The sequence below is a fragment of the Flagellimonas lutimaris genome (genome assembly GCF_051494225.1).
Classification (GTDB): Bacteria; Bacteroidota; Bacteroidia; order Flavobacteriales; family Flavobacteriaceae; genus Flagellimonas; species Flagellimonas lutimaris_A.
Map to the genome: position 1 here is coordinate 116,920 of NZ_JBNPYE010000007.1, position 17,850 is coordinate 134,769.

General features: G+C 43.8%; 17 protein-coding genes and 2 pseudogenes. 3 read left to right on the forward strand and 16 right to left on the reverse strand.

Annotated features, from left to right (window positions below; genetic code table 11):
• Positions 1–5: 5 nt before the first annotated feature.
• From ACQQ5U_RS13740 to ACQQ5U_RS13770, 7 genes and pseudogenes are all read right to left on the reverse strand, one after another.
• Positions 6–1,148 carry an NADH-dependent flavin oxidoreductase gene (locus ACQQ5U_RS13740; RefSeq protein WP_437398346.1) on the reverse strand — a complete coding sequence of 381 codons (1,143 nt, stop codon included), beginning with the start codon at positions 1,146–1,148 and terminating at the stop codon, positions 6–8.
• Between the two features lie 36 nt (positions 1,149–1,184).
• A complete protein-coding gene (locus ACQQ5U_RS13745) occupies positions 1,185–2,180 on the reverse strand; it encodes an NADP-dependent oxidoreductase (RefSeq protein ID WP_437398348.1) in 996 nt (331 codons plus the stop codon).
• A gap of 12 nt (positions 2,181–2,192) precedes the next feature.
• Positions 2,193–2,609 (reverse strand): organic hydroperoxide resistance protein, encoded by a 417-nt coding sequence (locus ACQQ5U_RS13750; RefSeq protein WP_347374015.1) that lies wholly within the window; start codon positions 2,607–2,609, stop codon positions 2,193–2,195.
• Positions 2,610–2,681: 72 nt separating this feature from the next.
• A complete protein-coding gene (locus ACQQ5U_RS13755) occupies positions 2,682–3,137 on the reverse strand; it encodes a ferritin-like domain-containing protein (RefSeq protein ID WP_437398350.1) in 456 nt (151 codons plus the stop codon).
• A 49-nt stretch (positions 3,138–3,186) separates the two neighbouring features.
• Complete coding sequence (locus ACQQ5U_RS13760) at positions 3,187–3,765, reverse strand: TetR/AcrR family transcriptional regulator (RefSeq protein ID WP_437398351.1); 579 nt, start codon at positions 3,763–3,765, stop codon at positions 3,187–3,189.
• 11 nt (positions 3,766–3,776) lie between these two features.
• The gene (locus tag ACQQ5U_RS13765) at positions 3,777–4,163 is read right to left on the reverse strand and encodes a DoxX family protein (protein ID WP_437398353.1); all 387 of its coding nucleotides are present in this window, start codon (positions 4,161–4,163) and stop codon (positions 3,777–3,779) included.
• Positions 4,164–4,452: 289 nt separating this feature from the next.
• Positions 4,453–5,286, reverse strand: a pseudogene (locus tag ACQQ5U_RS13770) (IS5 family transposase).
• A 23-nt stretch (positions 5,287–5,309) separates the two neighbouring features.
• Here ACQQ5U_RS13770 and ACQQ5U_RS13775 point away from each other — a divergent pair.
• From ACQQ5U_RS13775 to ACQQ5U_RS13785, 3 genes and pseudogenes are all read left to right on the forward strand, one after another.
• Positions 5,310–5,627: an outer membrane beta-barrel protein gene (locus ACQQ5U_RS13775; RefSeq protein WP_437398355.1), complete on the forward strand. Its 318-nt coding sequence runs from the start codon at positions 5,310–5,312 to the stop codon at positions 5,625–5,627.
• Positions 5,628–5,775: 148 nt separating this feature from the next.
• Positions 5,776–6,030, forward strand: a pseudogene (locus tag ACQQ5U_RS13780) (transposase); the annotation flags it as partial.
• Between the two features lie 239 nt (positions 6,031–6,269).
• On the forward strand, positions 6,270–6,746 hold the full coding sequence (locus tag ACQQ5U_RS13785) for a hypothetical protein (RefSeq protein ID WP_437398356.1): 477 nt from the start codon (positions 6,270–6,272) through the stop codon (positions 6,744–6,746).
• 42 nt (positions 6,747–6,788) lie between these two features.
• Here ACQQ5U_RS13785 and ACQQ5U_RS13790 read toward each other — a convergent pair whose 3' ends face one another.
• The 9 genes from ACQQ5U_RS13790 to ACQQ5U_RS13830 all read right to left on the reverse strand — a co-directional run bounded on the left by ACQQ5U_RS13790 (position 6,789) and on the right by ACQQ5U_RS13830 (position 17,848).
• A complete protein-coding gene (locus ACQQ5U_RS13790) occupies positions 6,789–10,145 on the reverse strand; it encodes a TraQ conjugal transfer family protein (RefSeq protein ID WP_437398358.1) in 3,357 nt (1,118 codons plus the stop codon).
• Between the two features lie 16 nt (positions 10,146–10,161).
• Positions 10,162–10,707 carry a conjugal transfer protein TraO gene (locus ACQQ5U_RS13795; protein ID WP_437398359.1) on the reverse strand — a complete coding sequence of 182 codons (546 nt, stop codon included), beginning with the start codon at positions 10,705–10,707 and terminating at the stop codon, positions 10,162–10,164.
• Positions 10,708–10,709: 2 nt separating this feature from the next.
• On the reverse strand, positions 10,710–11,702 hold the full coding sequence (locus ACQQ5U_RS13800) for a DUF4138 domain-containing protein (protein WP_437398361.1): 993 nt from the start codon (positions 11,700–11,702) through the stop codon (positions 10,710–10,712).
• A gap of 10 nt (positions 11,703–11,712) precedes the next feature.
• The gene (gene traM, locus ACQQ5U_RS13805; RefSeq protein WP_437398363.1) at positions 11,713–12,723 is read right to left on the reverse strand and encodes a conjugative transposon protein TraM; all 1,011 of its coding nucleotides are present in this window, start codon (positions 12,721–12,723) and stop codon (positions 11,713–11,715) included.
• A 62-nt stretch (positions 12,724–12,785) separates the two neighbouring features.
• A complete protein-coding gene (locus ACQQ5U_RS13810; RefSeq protein WP_437398365.1) occupies positions 12,786–13,415 on the reverse strand; it encodes a hypothetical protein in 630 nt (209 codons plus the stop codon).
• 5 nt (positions 13,416–13,420) lie between these two features.
• Complete coding sequence (locus ACQQ5U_RS13815) at positions 13,421–14,353, reverse strand: type IV secretion system protein (protein ID WP_437398366.1); 933 nt, start codon at positions 14,351–14,353, stop codon at positions 13,421–13,423.
• Positions 14,350–14,982 carry a hypothetical protein gene (locus ACQQ5U_RS13820; RefSeq protein WP_437398367.1) on the reverse strand — a complete coding sequence of 211 codons (633 nt, stop codon included), beginning with the start codon at positions 14,980–14,982 and terminating at the stop codon, positions 14,350–14,352. Before ACQQ5U_RS13820 ends, ACQQ5U_RS13815 begins: the two co-directional genes overlap by 4 nt.
• Positions 14,979–17,540, reverse strand: a complete 2,562-nt coding sequence (locus ACQQ5U_RS13825) for a TraG family conjugative transposon ATPase (protein WP_437398369.1) — start codon at positions 17,538–17,540, stop codon at positions 14,979–14,981. Before ACQQ5U_RS13825 ends, ACQQ5U_RS13820 begins: the two co-directional genes overlap by 4 nt.
• Positions 17,528–17,848 carry a DUF4133 domain-containing protein gene (locus ACQQ5U_RS13830; protein ID WP_437398370.1) on the reverse strand — a complete coding sequence of 107 codons (321 nt, stop codon included), beginning with the start codon at positions 17,846–17,848 and terminating at the stop codon, positions 17,528–17,530. The genes ACQQ5U_RS13825 and ACQQ5U_RS13830 overlap by 13 nt, the downstream gene beginning before the upstream one ends.
• Between the last annotated feature and the right edge of the window lie 2 nt (positions 17,849–17,850).

Here is a 17,850-nt window from a genome sequence, read left to right on the forward strand (position 1 = left end):
ATAAATTAAATAGATCTTGTTGATTGTTTTTTTAATGGTAACCAACCTGTCCTCGAAATAAGTTCATTCCAAAGAGGAGTAGGTATCTTCAATACATCTTGAGCACTTACATCCAGTTCTGTACTGATTTGATCAACTTCATTGTTTTTTACTTTAGTCAACCAATGCGGTTCCATTAAGAGTTCCCGGCCCATTGCTATTAAAGGGATGTTAGCAGAAAAAACTCTATCTACTTCTTCTGGTGTATGGATACTTCCTACACCAATAACAGGCAGTATATGACCTACTTTAGCTGCAATTATCATTGCACGGGCTGCTGTATCATTTTTATCCCGCATTGAACCTGCCCAAAAATCCATTACAGAAACATGTAGATAGTCTAATTGTTTTTTTGAAAGTGCTGCCACGAAATGAAGTGTATCTTCCATTGTGATACCTGGATTTTCCATTTCCTCAGGTGAAATTCGATATCCAACAAGAAATGGATGCAATGAATGTGTTGTCGCTTTTATTACAGCATCAACTATGGCTAAAGGGAAAGCCATTCTCTTTTTCAAATCTCCTCCCCATTTATCTGTTCTACGATTGGAATGGGGCGAGAAAAACTGTTGTAATAGATACGTGTTTGCACCATGTATTTCTACCCCATCGAAACCAGCCTCTATTGCCCTACGGGTAGCTTCACCAAAAGCTACAATTGTTTCCTCTATTTCAGTTGCCTTCATTTCTCTAGGAATTTGCGCACCTTCTCTCACGGCTGCTACAGCACTAGCACTTATAGATTGTCCATCAACGAGTTCTTCGGGAGGAGACATTCTTCCCCCGTGATATATTTGAAGTACAGCTTTATTCCCATTTGCTTTCAAAGCATCAGCTATCCTTTTCAAACTTGGAATTAATGCATCAGAATCGGCACCTATCTGACCATGAAAACCTTTACCATGACTTATTACATAGGCACAAGCGGTTATTAAAAGCCCAGCCGATTCGTTCCGTTCACGATAGTAGGCCACTTCGGCATCTGTAGTTGTTCCATCATCATTACCAGAAAAGGTGGTCATTGGAGCTAGTACTATCCGATTCGAGATTTCTACACCAGAAACGGGAAAAGAATAAGGAGAAAATATATTTTTATAATTTGAATTCATATTTTTTTTTATTTAAATAATTCAATCATGTTATGACTATATTTTTACAATCATTTTACCTGTATTTTTTCCTTCAAAAAGGTCTATAAATGCTTGGGGGATTGTATCAAAACCTTCAACAATAGTTTCCGTATAGGACAGCTTTCCTTCCTGAAGCCATTTTGATAATTGTTTTATTCCTTCCGGAAACTTTTCCGCATAATTTCCAATGATGAAACCTTGCATGAGTACACTTTTCCTAATCAAAAAATGTTCTACCCTAGGGCCTGTTGGTACAGAGGTTTCATTATAGGCAGAAATGGCACCGCAAACGATAATTCTACCAAACCTATTAATGTTGGCATGTACATTATCTGAAATATCACCCCCAACATTGTCGAAGTAAACATCAACTCCCTTGGGGCAAGCAGTGGCAATTGCTTTGTTTATATCTTTAGTTGTGTTATAATTGATGGCATCATCGAAATCCAATTTTGATTTTAACATCGCAACTTTTTCATCAGTACCTGCAATTCCAACTACGTGGCAACCCAGTATTTTTCCAATTTGACCAACAACACTACCAACCGCACCAGCAGCACCGGACACCACTATGGTTTCACCTTTTTTTGGCAATCCAATTTCCGTTAACCCCAAATAGGCGGTTAAACCAGTCATTCCTAAAATTCCTAAATAAGTGGATAACGGGGCTATCGACGCATCTATTTTTAAAAGGTCATTGCCGTCTGAAACTTGGTACTCTTTCCATTCTAAAGAACCAGATACAAAGTCTCCTTTTTTGAAGGATTCATTTTTGGACTCGACAACTTCGGCAATACAACCAGATGAAATAGGCTTATTCAATTTGAAAGGCTCCACATACGATTCTGCATCACTCATTCGTCCTCTCAAATACGGATCCACCGATACGAATTTAGTTTTCAGAAGAATTTCCCCCTTGGCTATCTCAGGCTTATTTTCATCTGTGAATTTAAAATCGGAGGCTTGGGGTTTTCCAGTAGGGCGATTGTTTAAAAGGATTATTTTATTCATGTTGATAATTTTTTATACTAAACTTAAATTAACTTCAATGTTGCCTCTGGTTGCATTGGAATAGGGACACACTTGATGCGCCTGTTCAAGTAATTTTTGTGCAGTTTCTCTTTCTATTTGAGGAATGGATACGGAAAGATCGACAGCAAGCGAAAAACCTCCATCATCATTTTGTCCTATACTGACGGATGCAATTACTTTAGTATCTTTTAGCTTTATTTTCTGTGTACGAGCCACAAGGTTTAATGCACTATCAAAACAAGCAGCGTAACCTGCAGCAAAAAGTTGTTCTGGATTGGTAAATGCCCCACCGCGTCCTCCCATTTCCTTGGGGATCTCCACTTTAAAATCCAACACTCCATCATCCGATTTGACGCGACCTTCTCGACCACCCGTTGCAATTGCATTAGCTGTATATAATTTTTTCATGATTATTATTTTTTATAATTGATTATTAAACTATTTTGTTGCTATGTCTCTTAATAAGCTATGTTTTACTGCCTATATTTGAGTTGTTAAATAATTTGCAACACCGACGTTATTTATCAAGCTAATTTGTTGTTTTAGCCATCTTGTATGCAAGTCTTCATCCTTTAGGAAGTCTTCGAAAACCATTCTGGTAGCACCGTCGTTTTCGGATAGTGCTATTAACTCTTCCAATCGTTTTATGGCAATAAGCTGTTCGGCGAGCTCTTGTTCGAGTTGATGCGCTACATCCAAATGGATAGGCAGGGTTTGATGTTTCGTGTTTGGTGTTCCTCCCAAATCCAAAATTCTGTTCATCAGAATTTTGGCATCCAAAATTTCCTCTTCAAATTCTGACCGCATACGTTGCGCCAATTTCGGGAACCCGTTGTATTCGTTGATCGTTGCATGTACCAAATGCTGTTCGGCCCCAGCAAAAGTTGCGGAAAGAATTTCTTGTAGACCGTTTAAAAGGATTGTGTTGTTTTCCATTATTATATTTATAAATGAATGTTCGTTCTTTATTTTAGGTAAAAAAATATCACAATTTTATGGCATCCCAAGCAGCTTGAAAAGTTTCGTCTAAAACTTTTGTGTTCAACGTGTACAGGTTTCTTTGCTGCATAGCCATTAAAAATGTCAAGGGGTATATGGTATAAGCGTAAAGGACAAAGATTGAAAGAGGTTTAATGATACCTTCCTTTTTCCCTTGATCCCATAAATCGAGTAGGGGCTGTAAATGCTTTAACCCTTCTTTCCTAATCTCTTCATCTATCATGGGAGTATTATCGCATTGCGATAAAAATGCAGCTTCATTTACTAGATTTAATTTATAATCCGCAATATTGTACCAAATTATTTCAAAACCTTTTTTAACAGGCATAGTATTATCGTATCCCTTAAAAGCACAATCACTAAAAGATGCCTTTACCTCAAGATATAGGTTGTTGATCAGATCCTGTTTATTTTCGAAATAAAGGTAGATGGTAGCTGGTGCTACCCCTGCAAGTTTTGCTATTTTGGACATTGGAGCATCATGAAAACCATGATCATTAACCAATGTTAGGGTAGCGTTCAGTAGAGCACGTTTTTTATCCGTTATTTTTTCTTTCTTAATCATATGGATATTCATTATACTTTTTTAATTGATAACATGCTATAGACTTTCCAAGACAAAGCAATTAGTACAAATTGGATCGGTAGTCTGATCAAGGCGGCGTCATGACTACCGATCGCTGGTGTTTCGGAAAACACGTCCCAGATGTGGATTGGTAAAAACAAAATCATTAAAACCAGGACGCCCAAAGCTGCCAATTTAGCGTATTTTTTGTTTACTAACAATGTAAAACCTAGGACAATTTCAATGATGCCTGAAACATAAATTACAGCTATTGGATATGGTAAAAATGAAGGCACAAACGGCATATAAAAATTCGGTTTCACAAAATGTTGTACACCTCCATAAATCATAAAGAGCGCAAGAATAATTTTAACAATGTTCCAAAATAACCTTTTCATTTACTTAACTTATTTAGTTTTACAATACAAATATATAAAAAAGAATGAACATTCATTCATGCTTTATTTTTTTAACAATTTTTTATAATGTGCGGATGTTATTTCGAAGTAATCCTCTTCAGTGAAAACGGTAGCAAATTGTTTTGCAAATAAAAATGTTGTGGCTATGGCTGGCTATTTGAAAGTACGGAATCTTCGTAATATGTTAACCTAAAGAGAGAAGTATTTGACAAAATCGATACCCTAACTACTATCCCCGGGGCTATATGTGCATATAGAAAGAAGTGATTTAAACTTTTTTCTTCTTTTTGTTTTTGAATTTTTTGAGTGTTATTACAATGAACACCAAATAGTTGAAACCCTTCCAGCTTCCCACAGTGGTATCGAACCTATTGAGCAAGGAGCGGTAGCTATCCATCCATGCATTGGTTCGTTCCACGGCATATCTTTCATCGTATAGGTCTTTGTCGAAATGTTCGTCCCTGTTCGGTATTGCCATTTCGTTTATTGAAACATATGTTGGCATTGATTTTCTTTATCTCGCACACTCTTCTGAAATCATTGGATCGAATCCGGCATCCGCGTTCAGGAACAGCCCCTCCACGGGAATATCGGCCTGTTCGATCGTTCCCGTAACAACCTCGTACTGCACCTCTATATCGTAATGGTCGTTGTGGTTGCCCGCTACGGGTTCGGACATGGCCAACGGCAATCCCTGCCTATCGGTCAGGTAGAGGGCGTTGGTGGTCTTGCGCTTCTTCCTTCCCTGATATTCGATCGCCTTACCGCCCCTGATGGCGGGGGTATGGCTGCCGTCAAGATCCACACTCGAAAGGTCCAGTCCGGCCCTGTGCTTTTTTAGGAACTTTATCCAACAGTCCTTCCATGTTCTGGAAAGACACCACTTCCGATAATGGTGGTAGACCGATTGCCAGCTAAGGCACACCTCTGAAAACAGGGCCTTTACGGGCAACTGGTTCCATTGTACCCCCGTTTTGAGCTTATATAGAATCGCGTTGATGATTTCCCCAACGGGAACCGTTGGAGGGAACCCTCTTTTTGTTTTCGGAATAAATGGCACAATTTCCATTTCTATCATATCTTTGTCAAGTACACTGTACATAAAGGGTTGTTTTGTAGTTATTTATGTTTCGCAACACAAATATCCGCAACCCTTTCTTTCGATCCAAAAAAAGTTTAAATCACTTCGAAAATAAAACTCAGTCAATACAATGGTTATTGTTAAATAAAAATATGAATATCACTCTTAGGGCAAATGACATCTTTAAATCTTCCATAGATGCCGTGGAGTCTAGGGTTAATGAAGTTTTTCAAACAGGGCGTTACTACTATGATAGTAGATACTTACAATTTTCCTTAAGTTATAAATTTGGGAATAATGATATAAGTGTAAAAAATCGAGGTACGGGTAATGAGCAAGAAAAAGAAAGAATACTAAATTAGAATTCCGTTTAAATTAGTCCTATTGGGGTTATTGTAGTTCATCTTATGCTCAATAGTAATAATACAAATATGTAGCTTCCCGAAATCTATTTATGTACCCTTGCTTTAGCTACGGACTAAGCAAGAATAGAAATGTAAATTTAAAGACATGAAAAGTAGGTTCACCGAGATTCAAAAGATTAAGATTTTAAATCAGCACGAAGAAGGTGTTTCAGTGAAGGAGTTGTGCAAGGAACATGACATCAGTGTAGCTACATTCTACAATTGGAAGGCCATATATGCAGGCGTGGATACCTCACAATTAAGAAAATTAAAGGAAATGGAAGTGGAATTATCCCGCTATAAGCAGATGTACGCAGAGTTGGCCCATCAGAACTATGCCTTGAAAGAACAGATCGAAAAAATGACCTAGGGGTATCATTTCTGTTTTTTAAAACGAATCATGTAATGTTCGATATGTATTTGTACTTAATTGATTGGGAAAATCAACTATTACTTTAATGATGCATTTAAACTTGTAGAGATTTCAATTGTTCCTTAACACATTCTAATCCAGATTTAATATTCTATAAACAATATCTTTATTTTACCAATTTTCAATATGGCTTTTATAAATTTACTCACTTATGTAAATTAAGTACCATGCAAAGACACTTTCTGACAATAATAATCGTATTGGTGCTGTTTTCTTGTAGTAAGGACCATAACATTTCCATCGATGATAGGAGCGAAGCGATTTTGGGTCAATGGGAATATGAGGCCATTGATTCTGATACTGCCGTTGACATCAATGGTGACGGCACGGTGAATATTGACCTGTACAACACAAACGAAATTCGTCAATGTATAAAGGACAATTTGACTTTCTTTGCATTCAGGGGCGAGGGGAAACTAAATGCATTTACCATCAATGAAAATGGGCTATCTTGCGGAGAAGTAGATTCATATAGCACTGTTGAAACCGACAGATATGAATTGGTCAATAACGAAATTCTACGCTTCGAGAACAGAAATGATATGCGGATCATTGAGCTTACCAAAAACCGACTTGTATTGGAACAAGATGATTTTTTGGATGATCAGGATGTTGTCATCACCTACACTTATAAACGGAGTTGATTCCTTACTTAAATGTAAGGGGCAATTGTTCCTTTTCCATTTCTATACCCTTACAATGGTGCCAGAAGTCCAGTCGCTCCATTGGCCATCGCTGTCCCTGACCCGTACATCATAGTTCTGATCTAGGTATTTCAACCTACTTTCACGGGGTTCGGTCTCCATTTCAAAATATCTGTCGACACCACTTCCCTTGGCTTCACTGTAGTTCAACAGTTTTGTATCCCAACGATTGTCCTGTCTGTTGAAAATGCGAACCTCGATCTGTTCTAGGCTTGCTCCATTATAAGCCTCCGAACAGTTAATGCTAAAGCAGGTATATATCCTGACCTGATAATCGCACCCATTCAGGCCACCACAATTGATATTGTGTTTTTCACCCTTGGCCGCAACGGTCGGCAATTTCAACATCTCAATCGATTCGCTCTCGGTCTGGGACTGACCGGTGGAATTCTGCACCAAGAAATTGATTACAAAGCTCTCATCCGTTTCGGGAAAGAACTGCATGGGTGCACTTCCATAATCCAGAGGAACGACCTCCCCTTCATTATAGGTGATTCCCTTATAACGTATGGTTCCTGCACTTGCCCCGGTAAAGGTGAACACCAATGTGTAGTCAACGCTCTGGTCATGACCCGAGGTGGCATTGGTTATGGCAGTGATATCGAATGGGTCGTTGATGTACTTATCTTGGGCCGATTGGCTGATGTTGAGTGTGAACGGTTCCTGGTATACCTCATAATTCACATTGACGTTGGCGGTCTTCTCCACATCGGAAGAGGATCGCACCGTAAAGGTCAGACTATGGTTGCCCTCGGTAACGCCGGTATATTTTCCGGAAAAAGAACCTACCGGTACCGTAAAACTTTCCCCAGCTGAATAAATGTTGCCATTATACCGGAAAGAACCGTTATTGCCACTGACAGAGAAATACATTTCATAGGTGTCCCCGCCAATGCCGATTTCGGAAATATTGAAGTTCATATCGATTTCCTCCCCGGTGTATGCCTGTTGAGCAGTTCCGGAAGCTGTGAAATTATAGTCCTTGGCCGAAACGTCCACAGCGATGTTCACCGATTTTTCAAGCCCAGTGTCATTTTTCGTATAAAAAGTCATGCTTACCGTTCCATCATCGGTTCCCTCAAAGCTCCAATTGAAGTTGCCCTTTGGCACCCCATAGAGGTTCCCCGGACTCACCACATTGCCATTGTTGTCCTTGATGGTGGCATTTCCGTTCATGCTGAAGCGCATGGTATAGTCGGAGGATCCCACGCTCTCGGAAATATTAAAGTTCAGGGAAGTGCTTTCCTCCACGGTGACGTCGGAACTCTGTATGCCCCCCGTAAAGGTGAAATCGACCTGATCAAAGGTGATGGTCGCATTGGCTGTTCGGGTAACGTCAGAACCTGATTTGACACTCAGGACAATGTTGTGCTGCCCTGGTTCAAGGCCTGTATAGGTGATATTGTTCGATCCAGGGCCCAATGGGAAATTCTCCCCTGGTCCATAGGAAACCCCATTGACCAACATGGACCCGTTCTGGCTCGACGAATAAAAGGCGGTATAGGTCTCGTTCGCCCCATCCGGGACTTCATCGATGTTCACGATGACACCAACGGGATTGTTTGAAAACTCAGTTGCCTTTGAAGGGGTCATGGCAATACTGAAATCATTGTTGCTCACCACCACAGTGACCTGTTCTTCCAAAAGCTGTCCATTGCTGTCCCGCAATAAAAAGGAGATTTCATAGGTCCCTGCCTGCTGCCCTATAAAATCATAGGAGAAACTTCCCGGTGTAACGGTGAAATATTGACTGGGCGTTATCGGGGAATTCCCATTATAGAGTTGGCCATCCCCACCCGTAATGAAATAGTTGAGCTCATAGGAAACCCCGTCATAATCCCCTTTTTCGATAAGGCTCAGGGCTACGGCCCCTCTTTGGCCCACCAATACCTCACTGTTGTTGGCAGAGGCATTGAAATCAAGTTCCAATTGTTTTGCATCCAGATCTATTTCGACGGGCCCGACCTCTTGCCCAAAATTGTCGGTCACAAGAAAACTGATCTGATGGCTCCCAAGGCTTTCCGGGGTATAGAAAAGGGAAAAGTTTCCAAGGTCGACAGGGTAGTCCGTATTGTTCTGGATATTGTTCCCGCCCGTCCCCGTAACCTTGCCATTGCCCTCGGTTATGTTGTAGGAAATGAAATAATCGATATTGGAGGTATTTCCGCTGGATCTGATGTTGAAATTGAGCTGTGTCCTTTGGTTGACAAATACCTGGTTGCTCTCCGCATTGCCACTAAAAGTGAACGGAATATTGGCGACCTCGATTTCCACACTGTCCCTTTTCATCTGGCCGTTGCTGTCGCGAACATCAAAGTAGATCTTCCGTTGTCCGAGCACATTGTCCTTAAAGGTAAAATTGTAATTGCCCGGGAATATGGATCTAAAGGCCCCGGCGTCCATTACGCCCCCGTTTTGGTCCCTAACGGTCCCACCACCCTCACTGCCCGGGGAAAAGGAATGTCCGATATCGTAGGTGACATCACTTTCCCCATCCTGTGTCTGGAGGTCGATATTGATGGCGATGTTGGTGTCGAGTTCCACTTGGGTGGAAGCGCCGGTGGCCCGAAAGGTAAAGTTCAGGTTTCCCACATCGAGGACAAGTTCCCTTGTGATGGTAGCGCCATCGGGGGCCTTCGCCACCATGGTCAACTTGTGTTCGCCCAAGGTCTCAGGAAGGTATTTGAGGTCGCTGACCCCTTTGGGGAGCGCAAAGACATCCCCAGGATCATAGGCGGTATCACCAAAATAGACCTTACCGGTCCCGTTTTCCAATTGGTAGGAAACCTCAAATTCCTGATTGCCGTTGTTTGCAGGATCTTCGGTGTCCTTGTCCCTTAACAGGGTCGCACTAATGGGGTTTTTACTGTTGATGATAAATTGGTCGGTCCCTTTGCCCAATAAAAAACCAAAGCTTGCATATGTGGTATTATAGACCAGATCCAGTTCCTTTTCGATCTTGTTGGAGTCCCAGGCAAGGACCTTGACCTTATGTGCGCCGGTATCGATGGGCATATAACGGAACGACACATCAAGATCTTCAATAGGGATGGTATCGTTCTGGTATATTGTGTCATTCCCTATGGACAGGTAGTATCCCTTACCGTTCTCGATACGGTACTTCATATAATAGGAGGTCGTGGTGACCACTTTTTCCGGTTCCAGGGAAAAATCCGTCTTGACCGCCTCAAAGACAAAGCCATCATTATTGTGGTCTTCCGTAAGGGTAAAATCAAAGGAATCCTGGACGATGCCGTCAAAATCCTTACTGCATGCCAGAACAAACAAAAAGCACAACAGAATTATGGAAACAAGGCGTAGTGGAGTAATTTTTTTCATAGTGTCCGGTTGTGTTCTAAAATAAAAAGTAGCGCAGGCCGATCCCCACATAGGGATAAAAGTTGCCTACATCCGAATTGATATGGTAATACTCATTGGCCTTTACCAATAGCGAAAGGTCGTTCCCAAGGATCATCTCCCCTTCGACACCTGCATATATTCCATAGATGAACCTGCTCTTGCCATCTATCACGGCCCCGGTATCCAGGGTGTTGTTTCCGTTGTTGATGACTTCATATCCAATGACCCCGCCCCCACCGATGTTCAGCGCATATCTCCTAAAATTGGGTTGTTCCCATACCTTTACGAAACAGCCAGGCTGGACCGTGAAAATGTTATAGGGGATATCATAATCCCCCTTGTCCTCTGCAATGGCGGCAAAAATGCTCAACTGGGCATAGGTGTTCCTGTCCAGATGGTAATTGTATGTTGCCATGATCCCCAAACCGTCCTCTGCATACCCGCCACTGAGACCTATAGAAGAGGCATAGTTCCCGCCCCGCTGCGCTGAAAGGGATATGGCCATAAACAAGAACGGAAAAAGCACCAATGATCTTCCCATAATCAAAATCGTTTAGGATTGTTTATAATGTCCTTGCCAATGGACATGGACAGGTTACGATTTCCTCCCTCTTCATCGAGCTCTACCAAAAGTTCCTTTTTATTGTCCAGGGAGAATTTCTTGAGTACGATGACAAAGTGGTTCTCGGTTCCCCCCTTTACGATCTTGGGGACCTTGTACTCAAGCAGAAGACCGTTATTTTTATCAATCGGGATTTTCTGTGCAGAAGCGTTCCTGTACGAACTTTTGATGAAGAATTTGATAAAGTTGATATCGAGGTCGACTCCCTCCTTATTTTCCAGCCTGAACTGGATAAAGAGCTCGTCGTTGTTATAGTAGACCCCTTTGAGCCACAGGAAGACATCGCCTTTCCGTGCAAAATAACGGGGGATCAGGGCTTTATCGAACTGCATGTAATAACTTCTCAATCGATAGTACTCGTTGGGGTCATGGGCATAAAGGTCGGGTGTGGCCAATTCCAACACCGAGTCCTTCGGTATTTTCACGATCTCTTGCATGGTCAACGAACGGGATTCCTCCGATTTTGGTAAAGATCCGTTATTGGATCCGGGTTCCGGACCTTGCACGGCCTTTGATCCCTGATAGGAAACAGCCCTGTCATCAATATTGGTCACCGCCATTTCGGGCCCTATGGTCCAGGTCAATTTTTTGGGGCGGGCATCCAGTTTCAGGATAAAATCAAAGAGGTTCCCGGATCTGGTGATGACCGTCAGGTTGGTGTGGTTTTCCTTTTCGGTGGCCAGATCATCATAGTATACTTTTAGGATACGAGGGTTGAACCGGCTCCCGATCTCCTTTGGGAAGTCCACTGCAAATCCGATATCGCTCCCAATGATACTTTCGGCGATATCCTCCGGAAAGATCAAAATGGTCTTGAACTTTCTGGAAACCTCGATGGTGTCACGGATTGCCTGTGCGGAAAGGCCATGGTTCATCAATAAAAAGAAAAGAAACAATAGTAGTTTTTTACCCATAGAGTGCCGTTTACGTTTTTAGGAATACCTTGTACCCGTTGATCAACAATATTTCGTCGCGATCCTTCCTTTTTTTATTGGAGAAGAACTTGCCGAATGCCCGTATCGCATTTTCCGTCATGGGAAGGTCGATCCCGTTGGAGAGTTCCCTTGAGATGTCCCCCACGGCACCCTCCTCCACATCGGCGTAGAATTCTGTGAGCAGTTTCCCAGCCCTTTCATTGTAGATACCGAGACCGCCGTCCTCCTGGTCATATGCCTTCAGTGCAATTGGAAAATTCCCTATGTTCGAAATATCCATCAACAATCTGGACCCTTGGATGTTCACGGTGGCATAGACAAAAGTGTTCTTGGGGAAAATCCGATCGGCAACCCTGAGTTCTTCCCGTAAGATCAGGGTCACCCTACTGCCGGGAACGACAAATTGGTCCCTATATACAGTGGCTTTCGCCCTTATATTGGCCAATAGGGCACTATGCTGTGAAACGCTTTCGTTCGGGGCGGAGAAATCCTGGCTTCCCGATTTGCGTTCCTCCCTGGCACGCTGTAGCATTTTTCGGTATTCGATGCGCTTTTCGGTCTCCGAAGGCCCGTTTGTGCGGGAAACATCCGTACTGTTCGGGACAGTATTCCCCATTGGTCCCGTTTCAGGTTTGGATAGGGAATTGCCATCGACCAATGAGAAACTTTCAAGGTCTTTCAGGATCTTTTCAAGGGAATCGTTCTCTTTCTCCCTGTCCACTAGGTTTGCAGGCCCATCTTTTTTTCGGGAACTGTCCAATGAATCCTTGATCGACTCCTTATAGTAGGTGTTGGGATCTTTTATTTCCAACCCGTTGGATCGGTCAGGAAGGGAATCATTATAGCCATCGGTAGTTCCTTCCTCTTGGATGGCACCCTTCAATCCATTGAAACTGGTGGACAGAAAATATATAAGGAGCAGGATGGCAACGGGAAGGGCGAGCGCGAACCCTTTATGGTCCCTGATCCAATCGTTCAATTTATGGGTGTTCAATGCCATAGTAAAATTTCTTTACCCGATAATCGAGATCTGAACGTACCGGGTTATGTTGTCATCAAATATCATTTGCGTAGGTCCCTGTTGTCCAATACATCGAAACGGACGATCTTAAGGCCGTTCAGATTATTGGGGGTTGATTTGGTCTCCATCAAATAGCCGGTCGTGACCAGGTTCCGATATTCGGTCTCGCCGTCCCTTTCAATTTTTTGCTTTCCGATGAACCTAAACCTGAACGGATAGGACGAATAGTCAATGATGATACTGTCCTTCTCCAGTTCAATGGAATAGCCACTTTTGGCGATATCCTCGTAATAGTCCTGGTCCACCAAACGGTTATAGAGCCGCATGCCCGAACGATCGACCATGAAAAGCGCCTTTCCCTCGATATTCCTTTTTATGAACCCCAGGTCCGGCTCCAGGCCAAAGAAAAGTTCATGAAAAATCCCCACATGTCCCTCGCACAGTATATCGATGGCCCTTTTGTAGTCCTTGACCCTGACAGTGGCCAATTTCTGGCCGCTGTCCAAAAGGTAAAAGTTGTTCTTTGCACTTTCATTGACCCTATGGACAACGTAGGTACAGCACAAAAAACTAAAGAGCATGAAAGTTAAAGATAGGACAACCAAGCGGTTGGATCTTTTCTCTGCCCTTGTAATATCGTTGAAAACCCTATAACCTTCGTTGAATTCCATATTTCTTACTGAATTAATGTTCTTACACCTTTTGTAGTCCCGCCTGTTTTTATATCAATGGCCGTTTGTGCGGCCTTTTTGGCATAGTGCTTGGTCCTTTCCTTCAATTGCCCGGCATTCACGTTCATTCCCTGAACAATAAAATTGGAAAGGGTAGGGGCCTTGAGATACACGAACAGGTTCATCAGCATCAAAAGGGCACTGGTCAGGACCAGCCCCAGATTGGCCTCGGTACGCAACAATAGGGAGTCAATGAGCTTTTCCATGATCTTGAGCATAAAATTGTCGATCAAGTGCAACATGGGGATCCAAAGGCAGACGGACATGAATTTCTGCAACCAGGCCTTCCACATCCCCGATAGGGCGGGGATGAAGGACAGCCCAATATTGAGGGGGCCGAAAACGATGAGTACGAACAGATAGATCACGGACATGGCCTTTATCCCGATGAAGACCACGGTGGAAACAATGGAGGCGAAGGTGGTGATCCCGGAGGTCATCCCGCTCAAGATCAGGGATTCCAGCGCCGACCAGTCCATATCGAACAGGCTCCATGAGGAACCGATGTCCCCCATGGCCCTTGTCTGGGCATGATATATCTTCAACTGTAGGATGTCCCATGAGACATCGTTGCCTTTCAACGAGTTTCCGATACCCTCATAGAATTGGAATATCGACCGTGCGAACACCTTGTACTTTAACAGGATGAACTCCAAGGGGACCCATTTGAGATAGGCAAAAAAATCGGCCCGGGTCTGTTCGTTCATGAACACCTTCAATGCGATGATGCCTATTCCGATATAAGCGAATTCCTGTCCAATGTCCATGATGGGATCCACCGCGTCAAAGGCGTCCAGGATATATTGGTCAAAGAGTTCGTTCACCTCTTCCCGGATACCCGCGTCGGTCATATTTTGTGTCAAGGCCAGCAAGGTCATCGGTTCAGGTCTATCAATGTTCTTCGTATTTCCCTGCTGGCATCGAGCTGTTTCATCCGCTTGTTGTGTGCGATTAGACCGTCCAATACCCCGTTCAACTTAACGGTGATGTCGTTGATCTTCTTGAGACGTTCCTCGGGGTGCATTAGGGATTTTGTGTTCAGGATGGTCCTGCTCTGCTGGAAAAGGTCCTTTGTCCTCAACAGCGCATCAGTGGCAATGGCCAGGAATTCCTTGGTCTCCTCGGTCTCCAAATTCTTAAGGTTCCCGATGGTTTCCTGTGATGTCCTATAGGCTTCCAAGATCTTATCCTTTAATTCTGTGATGTTGGATAGTTCCGTGGATTCCAGCACATAGTCCGGAGCGGTCTTCATGGCATCGAGTTCCTCTTTTAGGATTTCCCTTGACCTAGTGGTCTGATCGTTGTTCTTCTCCATCAGGTCGATCAACCGGTCCAATTTTCGGTTGGTGGTGGCCAATCGGTTTCCCAATGATCGAATCTGAATATGGATCTGGGCCAATTGGTTGTTCGCGATCCCGAGGGAACCATTGGTCGCCACATCGGTCACGGGGATCTGGCCCAGGGCGACCAAGGGGACCAAATTGAATAGGTAGATAAGTTTTTTCATTTTTTCTGTGTTTTATGGGAAGACATTAGGGAATAATCCTTGGCCGTCAGTTCCCAATTGTTATGGTTCTTTTTATACAGTTCATTGATCTTGTGCGATTCCATCGGGTTGGTCTCATAGATGCATTTTTCCACCAATGAGGTATCCACTCCGTAGACCTTCACCCTGTCCTTCCAACAAAAGGCCACTTCCCGATATTTTCGTTCGAGAGGCAGATCTCTGTTCAGGGAAAGGATGGATTGTCTCTGTTTTTCACTGAGACCCATCATTTCCTGGATGTTCTCGAATGCATTCTCAAAATCCCCCATGTCCAGGAAGACCTTGATATGGGAATTGACCACAATGGCATTCTTGATGACCTCGGAGGCGATAAAGTCATCCACCTTCTGGGAAATGAAGATGGGCTGGCCACCATATTTTCTGGCCATTCTGGACTGGCTATTGAAATAATCCTCGAACTCCTTTCTGGAAAGGGCCTTCCATGCCTCATCGACCACCATCATCTTGTTGATGGCCAGTTTGTCCCTATCGAGGAGTTTTTTGTCAAAAATTTCCATGACCATTAGGGCGGTAATGGGGAACAACAGTTCATTGTCGATGAGTTTCCCCAGTTTGAAATAGACCAACCTTTCCTCGCCCAGACGGGCGATCCTTTCATCCTCCCGGTTCAACAACCTTTCCCTTGGTCCGCCCTTATAGTATTTCTCCAAAAGGAACAGAAAGACATCGGGGTCGAACACTTCCTTGGAAATCCTTTTTGCACCGACAAGGACCTTGAGATGTTCTTGGCAGTATTCATAAAAGGTATCGAACCGGAAATCGTTGTTCCCGGTCTCCAACATATGGGAATAATATCCGGGCAACAGGTTTTCAAGAACGGTATTCTTGACCTCGTGGGATATTGTATCCCTAGAAACGCCACGGTCGTCACCCGTTATCAATTTCAATAGGGTGACCAGGTTGATGACCTTGGCTTCGCTTAATGCCCTGGATCCATCGTCCTTTTCAATGGTGTCATATGCGTCCAACTTGAAGGGGTTGAAGGTAAAGGGCCGCTTGTCGTCATGTTCGATGATGGTCCCGCCAAACACCCTTGTAATCCGTTCATAGGAATTGCCGTCCTCCATGATGATGGCCTCCGCCCCTTGACGGAGTTCCGAGGCAATGTAATGGTTGGCCACATAGGACTTGCCACCGCCGGATCCAGAGGCGATCAACATGCCGCGATTGAATATCCAATGGTTTCTCTCGGGTTCCCGGTAGACACTGACGGAAAGGGGCCTTCCACTGACCCTGTCGATCAACCGTAGACCATCGATTCCTTGCGAACCGTCACGATATCCGCCCTCAAAGTATACCAATGAGGCGGCCATATCGCTGGACATGGGCATGTACATATCCGAAGGGAGGCCCACGGCATTCCCCGGGACCCCTGCGAAGAACAGGTTCTTTCGGTCAATGTTGTTTTCCTTGGCATTGATCTTGAGCTTTTTGAAACCGTCCGCCACGGCGCTGCACATTTTTCCATGGTTCCCATCTGCGCTGTTGAACCCTAAAACGTTCAAATGGTAAAAGACGATCTCCTTATGGTTCTCCAAGATGTCGGTATTGAACTCCCGGATCTGATCGGCATAAATCCCGTTACTGTCATCTTTCTTTCCATTGCCGAACTGATCGAAGCGCTTAGCCTTTTTCCTCAACCCCTTAAGGGCCCTTTCCTGCTCCGGAATATAGATGTACTGGTTGATGATGTGTTCATGGGGTATCTTGAACCCAATAGAAAACAGATTGCCGACAGGGAACCGGTTGTGCCGCGTCGTGAATTTTCCGTACAGTTCATAGGGCCCCAAATATTCCTTGGTGAACTGGTCCAGGTTCTCAACGGTAAAAAACCGGGCCAGTTTTTCCCCGATCCTGATGGAATTGTTGGAAAAGTCGATATCGGGCAGGTTTTTATTGGATGCGGAAAGGCTGAAATATTTTGTGTATAGCCCTTCGTTGTCAAATAACCCATCATATCCCATTATCTCCGACCGGATAAGGCCCGACCCATTCAACAGGTTCGAGACACTTTCCACCTTCGCCTCAAAATCCAACAGGAGATCCCGGTCAAGGAATTCTTTGGGAATTGTCCTGTCCAAAAAGAAATCCCTTTTTTTCGAGAGAAAGGAATTGACCCTGGTGGGGCCATAGTTGAAGTACCCCTTCGGTGCCAAGCTGATAAACAGGTAATGCTCGGCCTTTAGAAAAGGACGCTCCTCAAAATACCGTTCATTGCCGATCTCCATAAAATCACCGTTCAACCTTTGCGGGATGGGGCCGTACCTTTCCTCAAAGAAATGGTCCTGTCGGTGCAGGATCATGTTGGGCCCCAATATGTCGATGATATTGAAGAAGATTCCGTTCAAGGTGTTGTAATCCCTTTGGTCCAAAGTGAACACCTCTGGGAGTTCCAATTTCAAGGGAATGGTCAAACAGCCCTTTTCCTTGGAAATGAGGGATTTTCTTTCATACCCATAAATGGGGAACACGTCCATCATATCGGCTATCCTTTCCATAGGGGCATATTTTTGTGCGGTCTGGAAATCTTGATCTTGTCCGGTCTGGAGGCATCGGCCATCTTTTTGATGAATCCCCTGGCCCCATAGGTCCTGGAATGGAACAATAGGGTGGCGAACATCGAAAATAGGGCACAGGTGGTCACTACTAGGGCCATGAGCGTGGGGATGACCATGGATAAAATGAACCCTAGGGAGAGTACACCAAGGCCTATATAGATGCAATGATTGATGTACCTGGCTTTAAGGCCTAGGAACAGGACCTCCTTCTGGAGTCCTTTCCGTATAAGGATAAACTTATCTTCCATAA